The sequence below is a fragment of the Streptomyces sp. CRN 30 genome (genome assembly GCF_034105845.1).
The window spans coordinates 1-17,615 of record NZ_JAVRHI010000006.1 but is presented as its reverse complement, the minus strand read 5'-3'; the positions used below and the strand labels follow the sequence as shown (position 1 = coordinate 17,615).

General features: G+C 72.2%; 16 protein-coding genes and 1 pseudogene. 9 read left to right on the top strand and 8 right to left on the bottom strand.

Annotated features, from left to right (window positions below; genetic code table 11):
• Positions 1–1,011 carry an NAD(P)/FAD-dependent oxidoreductase gene (locus UW392_RS00790; RefSeq protein WP_320772850.1) on the bottom strand — a complete coding sequence of 337 codons (1,011 nt, stop codon included), beginning with the start codon at positions 1,009–1,011 and terminating at the stop codon, positions 1–3.
• Between the two features lie 78 nt (positions 1,012–1,089).
• On the opposite strand from UW392_RS00790, the gene UW392_RS00785 reads away from it, so the two are divergent.
• From UW392_RS00785 to UW392_RS00760, 6 genes are all read left to right on the top strand, one after another.
• The gene (locus UW392_RS00785; RefSeq protein WP_320772849.1) at positions 1,090–1,662 is read left to right on the top strand and encodes an XRE family transcriptional regulator; all 573 of its coding nucleotides are present in this window, start codon (positions 1,090–1,092) and stop codon (positions 1,660–1,662) included.
• A 102-nt stretch (positions 1,663–1,764) separates the two neighbouring features.
• Complete coding sequence (locus UW392_RS00780; RefSeq protein ID WP_320772848.1) at positions 1,765–2,745, top strand: NADPH:quinone oxidoreductase family protein; 981 nt, start codon at positions 1,765–1,767, stop codon at positions 2,743–2,745.
• A complete protein-coding gene (locus tag UW392_RS00775; protein WP_320772847.1) occupies positions 2,742–3,923 on the top strand; it encodes an acyl-CoA dehydrogenase family protein in 1,182 nt (393 codons plus the stop codon). The genes UW392_RS00780 and UW392_RS00775 overlap by 4 nt, the downstream gene beginning before the upstream one ends.
• Positions 3,920–5,086, top strand: a complete 1,167-nt coding sequence (locus UW392_RS00770) for an acyl-CoA dehydrogenase family protein (RefSeq protein ID WP_320772846.1) — start codon at positions 3,920–3,922, stop codon at positions 5,084–5,086. The genes UW392_RS00775 and UW392_RS00770 overlap by 4 nt, the downstream gene beginning before the upstream one ends.
• A gap of 179 nt (positions 5,087–5,265) precedes the next feature.
• Positions 5,266–6,129 (top strand): phosphatidylinositol-specific phospholipase C/glycerophosphodiester phosphodiesterase family protein, encoded by an 864-nt coding sequence (locus tag UW392_RS00765; RefSeq protein ID WP_320772845.1) that lies wholly within the window; start codon positions 5,266–5,268, stop codon positions 6,127–6,129.
• Between the two features lie 146 nt (positions 6,130–6,275).
• The gene (locus tag UW392_RS00760) at positions 6,276–6,470 is read left to right on the top strand and encodes a hypothetical protein (protein WP_320772844.1); all 195 of its coding nucleotides are present in this window, start codon (positions 6,276–6,278) and stop codon (positions 6,468–6,470) included.
• 10 nt (positions 6,471–6,480) lie between these two features.
• Here the strand turns inward: UW392_RS00760 and UW392_RS00755 are convergent, their stop codons facing one another.
• Positions 6,481–7,650, bottom strand: coding sequence for a phosphodiester glycosidase family protein (locus UW392_RS00755; protein WP_414495359.1), 1,170 nt, complete (start codon positions 7,648–7,650; stop codon positions 6,481–6,483).
• A gap of 243 nt (positions 7,651–7,893) precedes the next feature.
• On the opposite strand from UW392_RS00755, the gene UW392_RS00750 reads away from it, so the two are divergent.
• Both UW392_RS00750 and UW392_RS00745 read left to right on the top strand, forming a co-directional pair.
• Entirely contained in the window at positions 7,894–8,154 is a 261-nt protein-coding gene (locus UW392_RS00750) for a hypothetical protein (RefSeq protein ID WP_320772842.1), read from the top strand.
• A gap of 68 nt (positions 8,155–8,222) precedes the next feature.
• The gene (locus UW392_RS00745; protein WP_320772841.1) at positions 8,223–9,812 is read left to right on the top strand and encodes an MFS transporter; all 1,590 of its coding nucleotides are present in this window, start codon (positions 8,223–8,225) and stop codon (positions 9,810–9,812) included.
• Between the two features lie 65 nt (positions 9,813–9,877).
• On the opposite strand, the gene UW392_RS00740 is transcribed toward UW392_RS00745, so the two are convergent.
• From UW392_RS00740 to xylB, 6 genes are all read right to left on the bottom strand, one after another.
• Complete coding sequence (locus UW392_RS00740) at positions 9,878–10,279, bottom strand: luciferase family protein (protein WP_320772840.1); 402 nt, start codon at positions 10,277–10,279, stop codon at positions 9,878–9,880.
• Positions 10,280–10,492: 213 nt separating this feature from the next.
• Positions 10,493–11,578, bottom strand: coding sequence for a lytic polysaccharide monooxygenase (locus UW392_RS00735; RefSeq protein WP_320772839.1), 1,086 nt, complete (start codon positions 11,576–11,578; stop codon positions 10,493–10,495).
• A 113-nt stretch (positions 11,579–11,691) separates the two neighbouring features.
• Positions 11,692–12,828 (bottom strand): GH12 family glycosyl hydrolase domain-containing protein, encoded by a 1,137-nt coding sequence (locus UW392_RS00730; RefSeq protein ID WP_320772838.1) that lies wholly within the window; start codon positions 12,826–12,828, stop codon positions 11,692–11,694.
• Positions 12,829–13,226: 398 nt separating this feature from the next.
• Positions 13,227–13,832 carry an N-acetylmuramoyl-L-alanine amidase gene (locus tag UW392_RS00725; RefSeq protein ID WP_320772837.1) on the bottom strand — a complete coding sequence of 202 codons (606 nt, stop codon included), beginning with the start codon at positions 13,830–13,832 and terminating at the stop codon, positions 13,227–13,229.
• Between the two features lie 474 nt (positions 13,833–14,306).
• Positions 14,307–15,533, bottom strand: a complete 1,227-nt coding sequence (locus UW392_RS00720) for an ROK family transcriptional regulator (RefSeq protein WP_320772836.1) — start codon at positions 15,531–15,533, stop codon at positions 14,307–14,309.
• A gap of 290 nt (positions 15,534–15,823) precedes the next feature.
• Positions 15,824–17,269: a xylulokinase gene (xylB, locus tag UW392_RS00715; RefSeq protein ID WP_320772835.1), complete on the bottom strand. Its 1,446-nt coding sequence runs from the start codon at positions 17,267–17,269 to the stop codon at positions 15,824–15,826.
• A 184-nt stretch (positions 17,270–17,453) separates the two neighbouring features.
• On the opposite strand from xylB, the pseudogene UW392_RS00710 reads away from it, so the two are divergent.
• Positions 17,454–17,615, top strand: a pseudogene (locus UW392_RS00710) (xylose isomerase); the annotation flags it as partial.

The window sequence follows — 17,615 nt, the reverse complement described above, 5'->3', positions numbered from 1 at the left end:
TCACACCTGGTCGTCGCCGGGGAGGGAAGCGTCCTGGTCGTCGGGGAGAGAGACGTCCAGGTCCGACATGATCAGGTCGCCGACGATCGCCGTCGCCGCGCGGTAGCCGCCGCTGGCCGCGTGCACGACCTGCTCCCCGAAGCCCCTCGCGTTCCCGGCGGTCCACACCCCCGGCACGCTGGTCAGGCCGGTCGCGTCGACGACGGGGTACGAACCGAACGGGGTCTCGGTCAGTTCGGCGCCGAGCTGCTCCAGCAGGCCGGTCCGCGGCACGGCGCGCGGCGCGACGAACAGCACCGAACGGGCGTGCGCCGATCCGTCCGCGAGCCGTACGCCGGTGACCCGGTCGTCCTCGACGACCAGCTCCGCGACCTCGCCGGGCACGACCTTCACCCCGGCCGCGGCCAGCCTGCGCAGGTCCTGGTCGGACAGCTCGGACTCGTTGACGTGGTGCAGGAACAGGGTCACGTCGTCCGACCAGCCGGAGACCATCAGCGCCTGGTGCGCGCTCGTCGGACCGGAGGCGAGCACGCCGAACCGTTCGTCGCGCACCTCCCAGCCGTGGCAGAACGGACAGTGCAGCACGTCCCGGCCGAACCGCTCGGCCACTCCGGGCACCGCCGGCAGCTCGTCCTTCAGCCCGGTGGTGACGACCAGCCGCCGGGCCCGCACGGTGCGGCCGCCTGCCAGCTCCACGGCGAAGTCCTCGCCCTTGGTGCCCCCGGCGTTCTCGGAGACGCTCACGGCCCGGTCGCGGACCAGTTCCACGCCGTACGCCGCGATCTCCTCGCGGCCGACGGCCAGGAACTCGGCGGGGGACATCCCGTCCCGGGACAGATAGCCCTGCATGTGGGCGGCGGGCGCGTTGCGCGGTTCGCCGGCGTCGACGACGAGGGTGCGGCGCCGTGCGCGGCCCAGGGTCAGCGCGGCGGACAGACCGGCGGAGCCGCCGCCGATGACAATCACGTCGAAAGTGTCATCCAGGTACTGCTTCTCGTTGCTCTCGGTCACGGTGACCACCTCCTGACCAGAAGGTCGCTCCGAAGGTGCCGTATTGACAAATGGATTTGCTGTATCTGCAATAAGGGCATGACGACGGACGATGTTCTCGCGGGGGTCGGCCCGCGCCTGCGCCAGCTGCGCAAGGAGCGCGAGGTGACCCTCGCCGGGCTGTCGGAGGCGACCGGGATCTCCCTGAGCACCCTCTCCCGGCTGGAATCGGGGCTGCGCAAGCCGAGCCTGGAGCTGCTGCTGCCGATCGCCCAGGCCCACCAGGTGCCGCTGGACGAACTGGTCGGCGCCCCGCCGGTCGGCGACCCCCGGGTGCGGTCCGAGCCGATCCGGCGCCACGGCCGGGTCTACTGGCCGCTCACCCGCCAGCCCGGCGGCCTCCAGGCGTTCAAGATCCTGATCCCCCCGGGCCAGGACGCCCCGGACCCGCGGACCCACGAGGGATACGAGTGGATCTACGTGCTCTCCGGCCGGCTCCGGCTGGTCCTCGGCGACCACGACCTGGTGGTCGCCGCCGGGGAGGCCGCCGAGTTCGACACCCGGGTGCCGCACTGGTTCGGGCCGGCGGGGGAGGGGCCGGTGGAGTTCCTCAGCCTGTTCGGGCCGCAGGGCGAGCGGATGCACGTACGGGCGCGGCCCGCCCGGTCCTGAGGTCCGGCCCCTTTGCCTCCCCGGTGACTGTTCCCTCGGGTGCAAGCGACCGCTTAGTATGCGGTGGACCCGGACGGACGACGCAGTCGGTGGAGGCCCCGCATGCAGGCATGGCAGGTGCACGAGAACGGCGAGCCGGGCGAGGTGATGCGCCTCACGGAGGTCCCGCCGCCGACCCCGGCCGAGGGGCAGGTCCTGCTCAAGGTGCGCGCCGCGAACGTCAACTTCCCGGACGCCCTGCTCTGCCGGGGCCAGTACCAGGTCAGGCCGCCGCTGCCGTTCACGCCGGGCGTGGAGGTCTGCGCGGAGACCGAGGACGGCCGCCGGGTCCTGGCCACCCCGGCGCTGCCGCACGGCGGCTTCGCCGAGTACACCGTCGCGGACGCCGCGGCCCTGCTGCCCGCGCCGGACGCGCTGGACGACGCCGAGGCCGCCGCGCTGCACATCGGCTACCAGACGGGCTGGTTCGGTCTGCACCGCCGGGCCCGCCTGGAGGCCGGCGAGACGCTGCTGGTGCACGCCGCCGCGGGCGGGGTCGGCAGCGCCGCCGTGCAGCTCGGCAAGGCGGCCGGCGCCCGGGTCATCGGCGTCGTCGGCGGTCCGGAGAAGGCCGCGGCGGCCCGCTCGCTCGGCTGCGACGTGGTGGTCGACCGGCGGAGCGAGGACGTGATCACCGCCGTGAAGGACGCCACCGGCGGACACGGCGCCGACGTGATCTACGACCCGGTAGGCGGCGCCGCCTACCGGCAGTCGGCCAAGACCGTCGCCTTCGAGGGCCGGATCGTCGTCGTCGGTTTCGCGAGCGGCGACATCCCCGCCCCCGCGCTGAACCACGCGCTCGTGAAGAACTACGCGATCCTCGGCCTGCACTGGGGCCTGTACAACACCAAGAGCCCCGCGGTGGTCCGGCAGTGCCACGAGCAGCTCACCGAACTGGCCGCACAGGGAGTCGTCAAACCCCTGGTCAGCGAGCGGGTGTCGCTGGACGGCGCCGCCGCGGCAGTGCAGCGCGTCGCCGACGGCGTGACGACCGGCCGGGTGGCCGTCGTCACGGACGACTCCGAGAAGGGGGAGGCGGCATGACCGACGCCGACGACCTGCGTCACCGCGTGAGCGCACTGCTGGCCGCGCACCCGCCCGCCGCCACCGACCGCCTCGACTTCCTGCGGGCCCGCTTCGACGCGGGACTCGCCTGGGTGCACTTCCCCGAGGGGCTCGGCGGGCTCGGCGCCCCCCGCTCCCTCCAGGTCGTCGTCGACACCGAACTGGCCGCCGCGGGCGCGCCCGACAACGACCCCCGCCGCATCGGCATCGGCCTCGGCATGGCCGCGCCGACCGTCCTCCAGTACGGCACCGAGGAGCAGAAGCACCGCTTCCTGCGCCCGCTGTGGACCGGCGAGGAGGTCTGGTGCCAGCTGTTCAGCGAGCCGGGCGCCGGGTCCGACCTCGCCGCGCTCGGCACCCGCGCCGTCCGGGACGGCGAGAGCTGGGTCGTCGACGGACAGAAGGTGTGGACCTCCAGCGCGCACCTCGCCCGCTGGGCCATCCTCATCGCCCGCACCGACCCGGACGTGCCCAAACACCGCGGCATCACCTACTTCGTCTGCGACATGACCGATCCCGGCGTCGAGGTCCGCCCGCTGCGGCAGATCACCGGCGAGGCCGAGTTCAACGAGGTGTTCCTCACCGGGGTCCGCATCCCCGACTCCCGCCGCCTCGGTGAGGTCGGCGACGGCTGGCGCGTCGCGCAGACCACCCTCAACAACGAGCGCGTCGCGATCGGCGGCGCCCGGCTGCCCCGCGAGGGCGGCATGATCGGCCCGGTCTCCAGGACCTGGCGCGAACGCCCCGCACTGCGCACCCACGCCCTGCATCAGCGGCTGCTGGGCCTGTGGGTCGAGGCCGAGGTCGCCCGGCTCACCGGTGAGCGGCTGCGCCAGCAGCTCACCGCCGGTCACCCCGGCCCCGAGGGTGCCGGCATGAAACTGGCCTTCGCCCGCCTGAACCAGGAGATCAGCGGCCTGGAGGTGGAACTCCTCGGCGAGGAGGGCCTGCTGTACGACGACTGGACGATGCGCCGCCCGGAGCTGGTCGACTTCACCGGCCGCGAGGCCGGCTACCGCTACCTGCGCTCCAAGGGCAACAGCATCGAGGGCGGGACCAGCGAGATCCTGCTCAACATCGTCGCCGAGCGGGTCCTCGGTCTGCCCACGGAACCGCGTACCGACAAGGACGTCGCATGGAAGGACCTCTCCCGATGAGCGATCTCTTGTACGCGGAGGAAGAGGAGGCGCTGCGCGCCGCCGTCCGGGACCTGCTCACCGACCACGCCGACCCGGCGGACGTGATCACGCGCGCGGAGACGGACACCCCGCACGACCTGGCGGTGTGGAAGTCCCTCACCGAGGGGATGGGCCTGGCCGGTCTGCTGGTCCCCGAGGAGTACGGCGGCCAGGGCGCCGGTCACCGCGAAGTGGCCGTCGTCCTGGAGGAACTGGGCCGCGCCGTCACGCCCGTGCCGTACCTGACCAGCGCCGTCGTGGCCACGGAGGCACTGCTGGCCCTGTCCGGCTCCGGCTCCGGCTCCGGATCTGACGTCGGCTCCGGCACTGGCTCCCGCTCCGGCGTCGGCTCCGGATCTGGCCTCGGCTCCGGCTCCGGTGTCGGGGAACTGCTCGGCGAGCTGGCCTCCGGCCGCCGGATCGGTGCCCTCGCCGTCGGGCTGCACACCGCCCCGGGCGCCCCTTTCCCCGCCGTACGGCTGGAGAACGGCACCCTGCGCGGCGAGCTGACCGGCATCGCGGACGCCGCCGTCGCCGACGTACTGCTCGTCCCCGCCGACGACGGCGGCCTGTACGCGGTGCGCGCCGCCGACGCGACCGTCACCCCGCTGAGCTCCCTGGACCTCACCCGCCCCGTGGCGAGGATCGCGCTCGACGGGGCGCCGGGGGAGCGGCTGGGCGACGCGGAACCCGCCGTACGGCGCGCCCTGCGCTCCGGCGCCGGACTGCTCGCCTCGGAGCAACTGGGCCTTGCCGACTGGTCGCTGACCGAAACCGTGCGCTACCTGAAGGAGCGCAAGCAGTTCAACCGGCCCGTCGGCGGGTTCCAGGCGCTCAAGCACCGGCTCGCCGCCCTGTGGCTCCAGACCGTCCACCTGCGTGCCGCGGCCCGCGCCGCCGCCGACGCGCTCGCCGCCGACCGCGACGCGGACGTGTCCGTCGCCGTCGCGCAGGCGTACGCCGGGCCCGTCGCCGTCCGCGCCGCGGGGGAGGCACTGCAACTGCACGGCGGTATCGGCATGACGTGGGAGCACCCGGTCCACCTCTACCTGAAGCGGGCCAAGGCCGACTCGATCGCCTACGGCACGACCGGCGCGCACCACGCGGCGCTCGCGGAACTGGTGGAACTGCCCGCCCCCTGAACCGTCCCGAGAAGCGCCCGCCCGGCCTCGTCCGGGCGGGCGCTGCCGCGTGTCCACGCACCCCGTGAGAATGAACAGGTGGCGGCACATCGGCCAATTCCCCGCACGGCACTGCTCCCGAACCCCTTCCGCCTCGCATACTCACTGAGGTCCCGTAAGGCCCACCAGGGAGGCAGAGCATGGCCCGCACCACCCGCCGCAGAGCCCTCACCACCCTCGGCGCCGCACTCGCGGTCTCGGTCGCCCTGCCCGCCGGCACCGCGCTGGCCGGCGAACGGACGCACCGCCCGCGCCCGTTGTGGCGTGCCCACGCCCACAACGACTACGAGCACCCCCGCCCCCTCCTCGACGCCCTCGACCACCGCTTCGGCAGCGTCGAGACGGACATCTACCTCGTCGACGGCCAACTCCTCGTCGCCCACGACCCGGAGGACCTCGACCCGGCCCGCACCCTCGAAGCGCTGTACCTCGACCCGCTCGCCGCCCGCGTCCGTGCCCAGGGCGGCCAGGTCTACCGGGGGCACCAGCGCCCGCTGCAACTGCTCGTCGACATCAAGACCGAGGGTGCCTCGACCTACCTCGAACTCGACCGCCGCCTGCGCCGCTACCGCCATCTGTTCACCTCGTACGCCCACGGCCGGGTCCGCACCGGCCCGGTCACCGCCGTGATCTCCGGCGACCGGGCGGCCCGCGTCCCCATGGAGGCCCAGACCGAACGGCGCGCCTTCTACGACGGCCGCCTCACCGACCTCGGCACCGCCGCTCCGGCTTCCTTCGCCCCCCTGATCAGCGACAACTGGACACTCAACTTCACCTGGCAGGGCGTGGGCGCCTTCCCTGTCGCCGAACGGCGCAAGCTGCGCGGCATCGTCTCCGCCGCCCACGCACAGGGCCGGCGCGTCCGGTTCTGGGCCACGCCCGACGTCGCGGGACCGGCCCGCGACGCGGTGTGGACGGAGTTGCTCGCCGCGGACGTCGACCACATCAACACCGACGACCTCGCCGGACTGGAAGCGTTCCTGGACGCGCACCGGGCGGAGTAGGGGCGCGGCAGGGGTGGAGTAGAACACCCGGCACGACACCACACGTTCGGAGGACAGCACAGCCGCCCGGACGAACCCTCCGCTACGCCACACTTGCGGCCGAACGCCGTGAACCAGACATCGCGGCGTGGCGGAGGGAGTTGACGATGGCCGTTTCCATCTCTGTGGTGCTGTTGCTCGCGATCCTGGCGGTGATCTTCCTGCGCAACGGCGGCCTGAAGGTCTCCCACGCGCTCGTCTGCCTGCTGCTGGGCTTCTACCTGGCGAGCACGAACATGGCCCCCACCATCAACAGCGGTCTGATCGCGACGGCCGAGATCGTCAGCAGCTTCAGACCATGACCTCGTGGGGTCAGGCGTCCGTGAAGACGCCGATCCCGTTCGCGACGGCGCGCTCGGAGCCGCCGCTTGGATGGTTGCGCACCGTGACGCCACTCGCGCCCGGCGCGCGGGCGACCAGCGTCGTCGAGCCGCCGCCGTCCAGGCTGAAGCCCTCCGTCGCGCCCCGTGCGCGCAGCGCCTCGGCCACCTCGGCGATCGTCAGCCCGCCGCGGTACTCGGCCGCGCCGTCCACCGCGAACAGCAGCACCCGCCGGCCCCCGTCCGCGACGCCCACCGCGGTCCGCACGGCGGACGTACGGTCGTCCAGTCCGGCCGACGGCTCGCCTCCCGACAGCACCGGATAGCCGCCGAGGGCGAAGCCGAACGGCTCCTGGGAACCGGACGCCACCAGCCGGTGCGTGACCCGCACCGAGTCGCCGGTGCCGAGCTTCCGCAGCTGCCGCGCCCCTTCCTCGCGGCCGACCAGCACCGTCGTGTCGGAGGCGATCGCCCCGCTGCCGGGAGTGTCGGACACCGATACCACCCGCTCGCCTCGGACCGTCACCTCGTAGGTGTCCGTGCTGCACGCGGCGGCCCGGTCCGTGTCGGTGCCGCATGTGGCGCGCACGCGGGAAGCCGCGCCCCAGTCACCGGTGAAGGCGCCCACCGAGTCCACCGGCAGTGCGTACTGGTTCAACCCGCCGAGCGGCAGCGTGCCCCCGTCCGTGCTGACCTGCCCGTCGAGGGCGAGCCGGTCGAGCCTCGCCCGGCGGTCGGTACCGACGCCGAACACGGCCTCGGCGGTCGTACCGGACGGCAGTGCCGGTCCGAACCGCTGCCCGTCCGGCACCGCCGCCTTCAGCGCCCGGCCCTCGGCGACCGCCGGTCCCACGCTCGCGCCGGTCGCCTCGACACCCGGGTGCTGGCTCTCGGTGATGTTGAAGAAGTCCCCGTTGACGCCGCCCACGGCACCCTGGTCGCCGGCCATCCGCGAGACGGTGCCCCGCGCCGCGACGGCCCCCGGGTAGAGCAGTCCGAGCCCCACCTCCGGAACGCCCAGGTCGACGTCGAGCACATGGGCATGGGTCGTCCCCTTCGCCGCCGCGAGGTCGAACTCCTCATAGGTCACGCCCGGCGCGATCTCCACGGCCCGCGGCGCCGCCCCGGCGGGCGAGGCCCCCGCGAGAGCCGCGCCGACCAGCGCTCCGAAGGCCGCGAGGAGGGCGAGTACTGGTCTGGTGCGACGTGTCACGGAAGCCCCCGGTGTGTGCTGTTGGGCAGTCGGGCAGGACGTGACGGCAGTGCACCAGAAGGCGGTGCCCCCGGGGGCGGCTTGCCGCGGGCGACGCGGGAATGGGCTGGAAAACGCACTCCCACGGGTGCTTCCGGAGGCCCGACATTGGCTCCTTTGACATACCTATAGAGGTATAGCTAAAGTGTTCGTGTGACCGCTTCCAGCTCCCCGCGCCGGGACATCGACCGCGTGGCCGCCGGCCCCGCGGCGCGTCCTCACCCGCCGCACCGGACGCTGGACCCGAAGGCCGACGCGGAGTACCCGCACCCCGGGCAGGGTCACGCCGAGCGCCGACGGGACGGCGTCCGCCACGCCCCCTCGCCCCTCACCGAGGGACAGCAAGGTGCGCTGGGCGCCGCCGTGAACGCTCTCGAAGCGTCGCCGCGTCGGCTTCGCCGCACCGCCCGCTGACCGGGCGCGCTGCCGGTCTTCTATCTGCTTCCGCAGACCCTTGAACCCTCGTAGAGAAGGCTCGTCCCATGTCGTCCACGTCCGTGGATCACTCCGCCGTGCCCGTCGCCGGCCCCGCCGCGCCGGTGACCGGCGGTCGCCGGTCCAACCCCTGGCTGACCCTGTGCGCCGTCGCGTTCGGCCTGTTCATGGTCCAGCTCGACGCGTCCGTCGTCGCCATCGCCAACCCCGAGATCGGCAGCGACCTCAAGGCGTCCACCGCCCAGCTCCAGTGGGTCACCAACTCCTACCTGCTGGCCCTCGCCGCCTCCCTCATCCTCGGCGGCAAACTCGGCGACCGCTTCGGCCGGCGCACTTACTACCTCGTCGGCGTCACCGGCTTCACCCTCGCCTCCGTCGCCATCGGCCTGTCCGGCTCGATCGAGGGCGTCATCGTCTTCCGCGCCCTCCAGGGCGTCTTCGGCGGTCTGCTGATGCCCAACACCCTCGGCCTGCTGCGCGCGGTCTTCCCGCCGAAGAAGTTCGGCATGGCCGTGGGCATCTGGGCCATGGTCTCCGCCGTCTCCACGGCTCTCGGCCCGATCATCGGCGGCCTCCTGGTCGAGCACGTCAACTGGGAGTCGGTCTTCTACATCAACGCCCCCATCGGCGTCATCGCCTTCGCCTTCAGCGCCTTCGTGCTGCCGGAGAGCAAGAACTCCACCGGACACCACCGGTTCGACGTCCCCGGCGTCGTCCTCCTCGCGCTCGGCCTGCTCGCCGTCGTCTTCGGCGTCGTCAAGGGCGAGACCTGGGGCTGGACATCGGCCGGCACGTGGGGCGCCATCGCCGCGGGCGTCGTGATCCTGCTCGTCTTCGGCTGGTACGAGACCCGCGTCGAGCACCCGCTGCTGCCCATGCGGCTGTTCCGCAGCCGCGCCCTGACGGTCGGCGCGGTCATCACCGCCCTGAACTTCTTCGTCATGCTCGGCGTGATCTTCTTCGTCATGCTGTACCTCCAGAACGTCCGCGGCTTCACCCCCGTCGAGGCCGGTGTACGGACGCTCCCGCTGAGCCTCGCCTCCCTGGTCGCCTCACCGCTGGGCGCCGCGCTGACCCAGCGCTTCGGCCCCCGGCTGACGATGCCGCTCGGCATGGTGCTCCAGGCCGCCTCCTGCTTCGGCATGCTCACCTGGCAGACGGACTCCTCCTACGCCACGATGTGGCCCCCGTTCGTCGCCCTCGGCCTCGGTGTCGGCATGGTGCTGTCCGCCTCCTCGGACGCCATCGTCGGCAACGCACCCGTCAGGGACGGCGGCGTCGCCGGTGGCCTGCAGGCCACCACCCTGCAGATCGGCGGCGCGCTCGGCACCTCCGTACTGGTCTCCCTGATCAGCAGCAAGGTCGGCTCCACCCTCACCGGCGAACTGACGGGCGCGGGCGTCCCCGCCGCCCTGGCGGAGAAGCTCCGATCGGCCGAGGACGCGGTCGCGATGGGCGTCGCACCGGTCTCCGGCGACATGCCGGCCGCCCTGCGGGCCGCCGTGACCGAGGCCAGCGGCCAGGCCTTCCTCAACGGCGTCCACCTGGCCGTCGTCGTCACCGGCGTCCTCTGCCTGGCGGGCGCGGCCCTCGCGGGCCTCGGACTGCGCCGCTCGACGGAACCCGCCGGTCACTGACCGGGGGCACCCGCCGCCGGAGCCCGTCGCCGGAACCGGTCGCCGGAGCCGGTCGTCGGCCGCGCTCAACCGTCCAGGACACCGTCGCGGTGGAGCACGGTGACCCGGTGGAAGTTGCAGCCGGACGGCGGCTCGGTGGCGGGCCACGTCTCGGGCCACGTCTGATGGGCCTTCAGCGCGATGCTGACCAGACTCATCAAGAGGTCGACATCCGTCTCGCAGTCGAGATGCACGGTCACCCAGCGCGAACCGGGGATCATGTGGATCGCACTGGAACTGCCGAGGTCGTAGTGGAAACGCTGGATGGCCCGTTGGGTCAGGTGGAGATCCACGTCACGGTCCGAGTGAAAGTGGATGATCTCGTCATGCACGGAGCTGAGCGCCTGTCCGGTACCGCAACTGGCCGGCCCCGCCGAGAGGTCGGGCCAGACCTGCAGTCGCTCCAGGGCACGCTGGGCCAGAGTCATGTCCCCATCGTCGCCCCATAACCCTCCGGCAACCAGGGGTTGAGCGATTTGTAACCGGCACGTGAGGTAAGAGGAGCCGCGCGAACCCGCGCGGCGCCTCTCCGTACCGGGCAAGCCGTGCCGAACAGGTACTGCCGAACAGGTACTGCCTAACAGGTACTGCCGGACAGAGTGCGCTGAACAGACTAGATCACTATCAGGTCCCGTTGACTGTCAGGGCGTGACACAACCGATCGTTCCGGTCGGATAGTCGTTGCCCGTAGAGGTCGCGGTGAACCCGAACGTCACGCTGGAGTCGGCGGCTATGACCCGGTTGTAGTCCACGTTCCGCACGGTCACTGTGCCGTCCGAGCCGGTGGTCAACGCTCCGTTCCATACGTTGGAGACGCGGGTACCGGTGCCGGGCGTCCACTGCACCGCCCAGCCGTTGCGCGGCTCCGTCCCGTGGTTCATCACCTCGACCTGACCCTGGAAACCGCCGTTCCACGAGCTCTGCACGGTGTACACGGCCATGCAGGACCCGGTGTGCGGCGGGTCCGTCGGGTCAGGCGTCGGAGTCGGCGTGGGGTCCGGCGTACCGGTCGAACCGCGGATGCCGGTCACCTCGCCGTTGCCGCCGTCGAAGACGATGTCGGAGCAGGAGAAGAAGTTCTCCTGGCTGTCCGAGCGGACCCACTGGATGAAGAGCAGCGCGTCACCGGAGCGGCCCGACGGCAGTGCCACATCCCAGTAGTAGTGCCCGCCGCTGCTCCCGGCCGACCCCTGCTGGGGCGGATCGGTGACCGTCTGGATCAGCTCCAGGTCGTCCCAGCTCAACGCGGTCGTCGGCGACCAGCCGGGCTCGGTCAGGTAGACCCGGAAGTCACCGGGGTGCGCCGCCCAGTTGCTGTACTGCAGTTCTATCGTCGACCCGGACGTCAGATGGGTCTTCGGCCAGTCGGCCCGAGCGGCGTTGTAAGCCTTGAAATCGTACGGGGACCGGTCGCCGGCGCTGCACAGCGTGCCGTCGGGCACATAACCGGCGCCCCGGCCGCCCGCGTTGGAGTCGAGTACGGCGAACCAGTTGTACAGCGCGTTCGCCCCGCTCTGGTCCAGCGCGTCCTGGCACGCGGGGTTGGTCGGGTCCAGGCCCCCCGTGCCGGTGATGGCGTCCAGCTGACAGAGGTACGTGCGCGAGCCGGGTGTCATCGCCACGCCGTGCGCCTCCGCCTTGCCCTGCCAGAGCGCGGTGAGTCCGAGAGCGCCGAGCAGAGTGGCCAGTACCGCCGCGAGGGAGAGGAGTCTGCTGCGTCGAGCCATGGAATCTCCTGTTCCTATGGGGTGGGTCGGGGGTCGGTCGGGATGGGTCCAGGGTCGGTCGGGATCGGCCGCGGGCCGGTCGGGCGGGGTCGAGGGCCGGTCGGGCGGGGTCGTCACACGGTGGTGCAGGCGGAGCCGTTCAGGCTGAAGCCGCCGGGTACGGCGAAGGCGCCGCTGTAGGTGCCCTGGTATCCGAACGTCTGGCTTCCGCCCGCGGCGATCCGCGTACTGTGCGCCGGTCCGCTCACCGTGACGGCGCCCGCGGTACCGCTCACCGACGCGTTCCACGCCTGGGTGATCTGCTGACCGGAGGGCAGGGTGAACCCGAGCCGCCAGTCGTCCACGGCCGTCGACCCGGTGTTGCTTATGGTGACGCTCGCGGTGAAGCCGCCCGGCCAGACGTTCGTGGCGTAGGACACTTCGCATGCCGCCGGTGCCCCGGGGTCGGTCGGTTCCCCGCCGTCGCCGGTCACCACAGTCGACGAGAAGGCGTCGAGCGACAGTCCCGCTCCGTTCTGCCAGGGCTCGAAGCCGGCCTGGACGCTGGTCAGGTACCAGTCGTTCTGGGCGAGACCGCGGGAGACGGCCTGCCGGACGAAGTCCATGACGTCGAAGCTCCAGCTGTCGATGGCCGCCGGCGCGACGAAGGACAGGACGTCGTTGGAACCGTTGCTCCCGGACCACACCTCCCAGGTGCGGCCGGCCACCGTGGCGGTGCCCACCGCCGAGCCGATCGGCTGGATCGCACCGACCCGGTTGAACCAGATCATGATCTCGGTCCGGTTCACCCCGTCGGTCCGCGGCGTCGGGTCCAGCCATATGTCGTACGAGGCGTTGTACACGGCACCGTCGACATAGCCGTAGGAGACGCCGGTGGGCGCGCTCGCGATGCCGTCCACCCGGGCGGGCAGAGCCGTGCCTGGCGAGCAGTTCGTGTAGTGGCACCCGTTGAAGACCGACGGGTACGACTTCGGTGCGCCGTTGGTCGGAACCGAACCGTCCGCTCTGCTGAGCTGGAATCCCGTGTCGCTCACGGTGACGCACTGTTCGCCGCTGCTGCCCCAGCGGTTGTTCTGGACGACGTAACGGCCCTGGATCGTGGTCGATCCGTACTGCTCACAGATGGTGGTGTCGGCGGCGGCCCGTGCGGGTGCGGTCGACGCCGTGAGCGCCGCGATGAGGGAGAGCGCGGCGAGCAGCGTCCCTAAGAGGGCGCGCAGGGCGGGAGCCTGATGTGCTGACGGTCGCATGCGGGGGACCTCTCTGAGAGGGGTGGGGGCGTGAGAGGGCGGAAGCGCTGCCGGTCCACCGGGCACCGGGCGTGTGGGAGCGCTCCCATTGCTTGTCCGTGGGGGGACTGTAGGAGTGGTTCATGTCCCTGACAAGGGTGTGCGCGAGGGAGGAAGGAGGGAATTTTCGAACCCCGGGTGGCGTGGGAGGGGGCGTGGCGTCGGAATCCGCGCCGTGGTTCCCGGGGTTCGGTTGAGGGCGGGCGGGGTGCGGGATCGGTCCGCAGCGGCGGGCGGCGGGCGGCGGGCGGTGGGCGGCGTAGGCGGTTGGCTGCCCGTAGCCCGTAGCCCGTAGCCCGTGCCCGTAGCGCCGTAGAACCCGTAGCCGACGGCTGGCTGTGTGGCCTGGGCCGCTGCCGTCACATCACATTGACCAGTCTGATGTAACGGGTCCAGTCCCACAGTGGGCCCGGGTCCGTGTGATCGCTGCCCGGCACCTCGTGGTGCCCGAGGATGTGTTTCCGGTCCTTCGGGATGCCGTATCTGGCGCAGATCGCCGAGGTGAGTGCCGCGGAACGCTCGTACAGCGCGTCGGTGAAGTACTCCGGCTGATCCACCCACCCCTCGTGCTCGATGCCGACGCTGCGCGTGTTGTAGTCCCAGTTGCCGGCGTGCCAGGCGATGTCGGCCTCGCGGACGCACTGGGCGATGTGCCCGTCGGACGAGCGCACCACGTAGTGCGAGGACACCTTCTTCTGCGGGTTCTGGAAGATGGCCAGGGTGTCGGCGTAGGTCTCCTGGGTGACGTGGATGATCACGTAGTCGACGGGATAGGCGCTGGGCCGACTGGACTTGGTGTAGTTCGAACCGCTGGCCGGCTGCCACTCCGCGGTCGGGTGGTCGACGTCCTGGGGTCGTGCGCCGGCTCTCGTACCGGTCAGCAGCGTGTACGAGGTGGCCGCGGTGAGGGCGGCGCCACCGGCGAGGAGCCGTCGTCTGGTCGGGAGCGGTCGGGTGCGTTCCATGGAAGTCACCTTTCGGCGCGTTGGGTCGTGGGGGAGGTGAGGTGGGGGAGACCCGGGGAGGGAAGTCGGGAGGCAAGGAGGGGGCGTCGGGGAAGAGGGTGGGCCGTCTGCCAAGGGTGGCTCGCGGACTCACGTGAGCACGGGCGCGACCCGAGGGCTCCTCCGTACGGAGGTGGGCCGGGCGACCGCTCCCGCCGTTCGGGTGGCGGTTGCGTTCCGCGTGAATCACGTTACGGGCAGCGAGGGTTGGGTGGGAGAACCCGACGTCGTTCGGTGGACAAGCGCGCGCTTGTGGATAAGTCCGTCACTCGATCGAGTGGAGGCCAGCTGTGTGGCGGCGAACGCCTGGGTCGGTTGAGGCGATCGGGGCGAGTGAGGCGAGTGAGGTGAGCGGGGCGAGCAGGCCAAGGCAGATGTGTGGTGCGGGCGAAGCAGGGTTGAGCACGCGGAGGCCGGACAGCCGCTGGGGCTTGCTCAACCCGTTCCGGTCCGCGTGGCGTACTTCGCTATCGCCGCCGGATCGTCCAGGACGGTCCGTACCACCGAGTGCGCGGCCCCCAGCAGTGGGCCCTGCGGCCCCAGAGCGGACACGGAAACCGGACAGGCCGGACCCGCCGTGCGCCGGGCCAGTTCGTCCCGCAGAGAGGGCAACAGCCAGGGCGCCAACTCGGCGAGGGCGCCGCCCAGCACCACGCCCTCCGGGTCCAGCAGGTTGACCGCGCCGGTCAGCGCGATGCCGAGTGCTGTCCCGGCGTCGGTGAGGGCTCGCCGAACGTTCTCGTCGCCCTGCTCGGCCTTCTCCGCGAGCAGGCCGACGCGGTCCTCGCCGGGTGCGAGGCCGGAGGCGCGCAGGACCGCTTCCTCTCCGGCGTACTGCTCCAGGCAGCCGCGTCCGCCGCAGCGGCACGCCGGGCCATCGGGATGGACCGGGACATGCCCCAGCTCGCCGGCGAAACCGCGGGTGCCGCGCAGCAGTTGTCCGTCCACGACCACCGCCGCACCGATGCCGATCTCCGCCGACACGTGCACGAAGTCCGGCGGCGTGCGCTCGCCGAGCCACAGTTCGGCCAGGGCGCCGAAGTTGGCCTCGTTGTCCACGGTCAACGGCATGTCCACGGCCAGCAGCTCACCGAGGTCGGTGTCGTGCCAGTCGAGGTTGGGAGCCCGTACGACGGTCCTGCCGTCCCGCGCCACCAGCCCCGGCACGGCCACGGCGAGTCCTGCCGGCCACAGGCCCTCCGCCTCGGTCTCGTCGACGACCTGCCGGACCAGGCGGGTGAGCTGTTCGAGCACCGGTTCGGCAGAGCGGGCCCGGTTGCCGCCGTGCCGCACGGCCCGGGACCGTACTTGGCCCCGCAGGTCGACCGCGCACACGGCGAGGTGGTCGACACCGACCTCGGCGCCGATCCCGGCGGGCCCGGTGGCGCTGACCGCGAGCGCGGAACCGGGGCGGCCCACCCTGCCCGGTCGCTCAGGACCGAGCTCCTCCAGCAGCCGAAACCGGATGAGCTCGTCCACGAGGGTCGAGACGGCCGCCCGGGTGAGCCCGATCCGCGATGCCACGGCGGCCCGGGAGAGGGGGCCCTCCGCACGGACGGTGTGCAGCACCCGGGAGAGGTTGCGGCGGCGCATGCCCTGCTGGGTGTCCGGCAGGGGACGTCCGGGGCCGCCCGGACGGGCCGAGTGCGGCGGTGCGGTCATGCCTCCTCAATCCTGCGTCGTTCTCATCGCTCGGCCGTCCTCATCGTTCGATTGTTCGGTTGTCCGGTCGAGCGGTTGCTTGCTGGTGGTAGGTCGGCGGTGGTCGACGGCGGCTGCTCGCCGGTCGTCGGTGACCAGCGGATCGCGGACGCCACCGGCCATCACCGGCCACCACCGGCCGGCGGGCGGTCGAAAGCGCCGGACGGACGGTTCCGCGCCCATGGAGCTGTGGCGGCTGCCCGACCGGGGTGGAGTGGGCGCGCCACCCGGTCGAGCCGGTACCACGTCCGTCAGCGGCCGGGCGTGCCCCGCTCCAGCAGCGGGGCCGCATCGGAGAGTACTCCGGAGATCCGGGACAGCGTCGCCTCGTCCCGTTCCACGGCTTCCAGCACCGGACCGGCAGCCGTGTTCCAGCGCCGGGCGACGGCCGCCGGGTCCTCGCCGGTCAGCACTCCGGCGGCCTGCGCCGCGGCGCCGAGAGCCACCAGTTCCCGGGCTTCGGGGATCTGCACCGGACGTCCGGAGAGCCGTCGTACGGTCTCCTGCCACGCCGTGCCCCGCGCGCCGCCGCCGATCAGCAGCAGGGGAGCGGAGGGGTCCGCGTCCGCGTCGAGGACCAGTTCCAGCGCGCCCAGCAGGGCATGGACGGCACCGTCGTAGGCGGCCTGGAGCAACTGGCCGGCGGTGGTGTCGTGCCGCAGCCCGTGCAGCAGGCCGGAGGCGTTGGGAAGGTTCGGAGTGCGTTCGCCGTCCAGGTACGGCAGGAGCGTGACGGCGGTGCCGGGGTCGACGGCCTCCCGGTCGAGGTGGAGCAGTGCCGCCACGCGGTCGACGGCGAGCGTGCAGTTCAGCGTGCACGCCAGCGGCAGCCAGTCGCCGCACGCGTCGGCGAAACCGGCCACTGTGCCGGACGGGTCGGCGGGGCGGTGCCGGGACACGGCGTACACCGTCCCCGAGGTGCCGAGGCTCATCACCGGGACTCCGGGGCGGACGCCCAGGCCCAGCGCGGCGGCGGCGTTGTCCCCGGTGCCGGCGGCGACCAGCGTGCCCTTGGCGAACGGCAGGCCGTGACCGTCCCGCACGGTACCGGCGACCTCGCCCGGCCGGACGACCCGCGGCAGCAGCGCCGGATCGAGCCCCACGCGCGCGAGGGTCTCGTCGTCGTACGCCTCCGTCCCGGAAGCCCACCAACCGGTGCCCGAGGCGTCGCCGCGGTCGGTGGTCCCCTCGCCGGTGAGGCGCTCGGTGAGGTAGTCGTGGGGGAGCCGGACGGCCTTGGTCGCGCGGACGGCGTCCGGCTCGTTCTCGGCCAGCCAAGCCCACTTGGTGACGGTGAACGACGCGCTGGGCACGCTGCCCGTGCGCTCGGCCCACGCCTTGGGGCCGCCCAGCTCCTCGATCAGCCGCCGCGCGTGCGGCGCCGAACGGACGTCGTTCCACAGCAGGGCGGGACGCACCGGATCTCCCTGGGCGTCCAGCGTGACCAGGCCGTGCTGCTGTCCGCCGACCGACACCGCGGCCGCCTCGCGCGCGGGCTCGCCGCACTGCCGCAGGGCCTCGCGCAGGGCGTCCCACCACTGGCGCGGATCACTCTCGCGGCCCGCACCCGACGACACGGTGTGCGGGGCCTGGCCGCTTGCGACGACCCGGCCGGTGGCCACGTCGACCACCAGTGCCTTGGTGGACTGGGTGGACGTGTCCACGCCGACGACGAGCGGACCCTCGGCTGCTGACATCGGGCTACTCCCTCTTTCCGCGCGGCTCCGCGCGACTCTGACCTGGGGTTCTACGAGGTGTCCGGCCTGCGAAGGCACAGACGTCACTCCTCGGGGACACCCGGTCCCTTCCCAGGAATGCGTCCGCATACTAATTTGTAAAGTGCCATGACGAAATAGTCGCAAGCGAGCAAGGAGCCGCGGCATGAGCTACCAGCCCACTCCCGAGGACAGGTTCACGTTCGGTCTGTGGACCGTCGGCTGGCAGGGCAGGGATCCGTTCGGGGACGCGACCCGGGCGGAGCTGGATCCGGTGGTGTCGGTGCGGCGTCTGTCGGAGCTGGGCGCCTACGGGGTGACCTTCCAC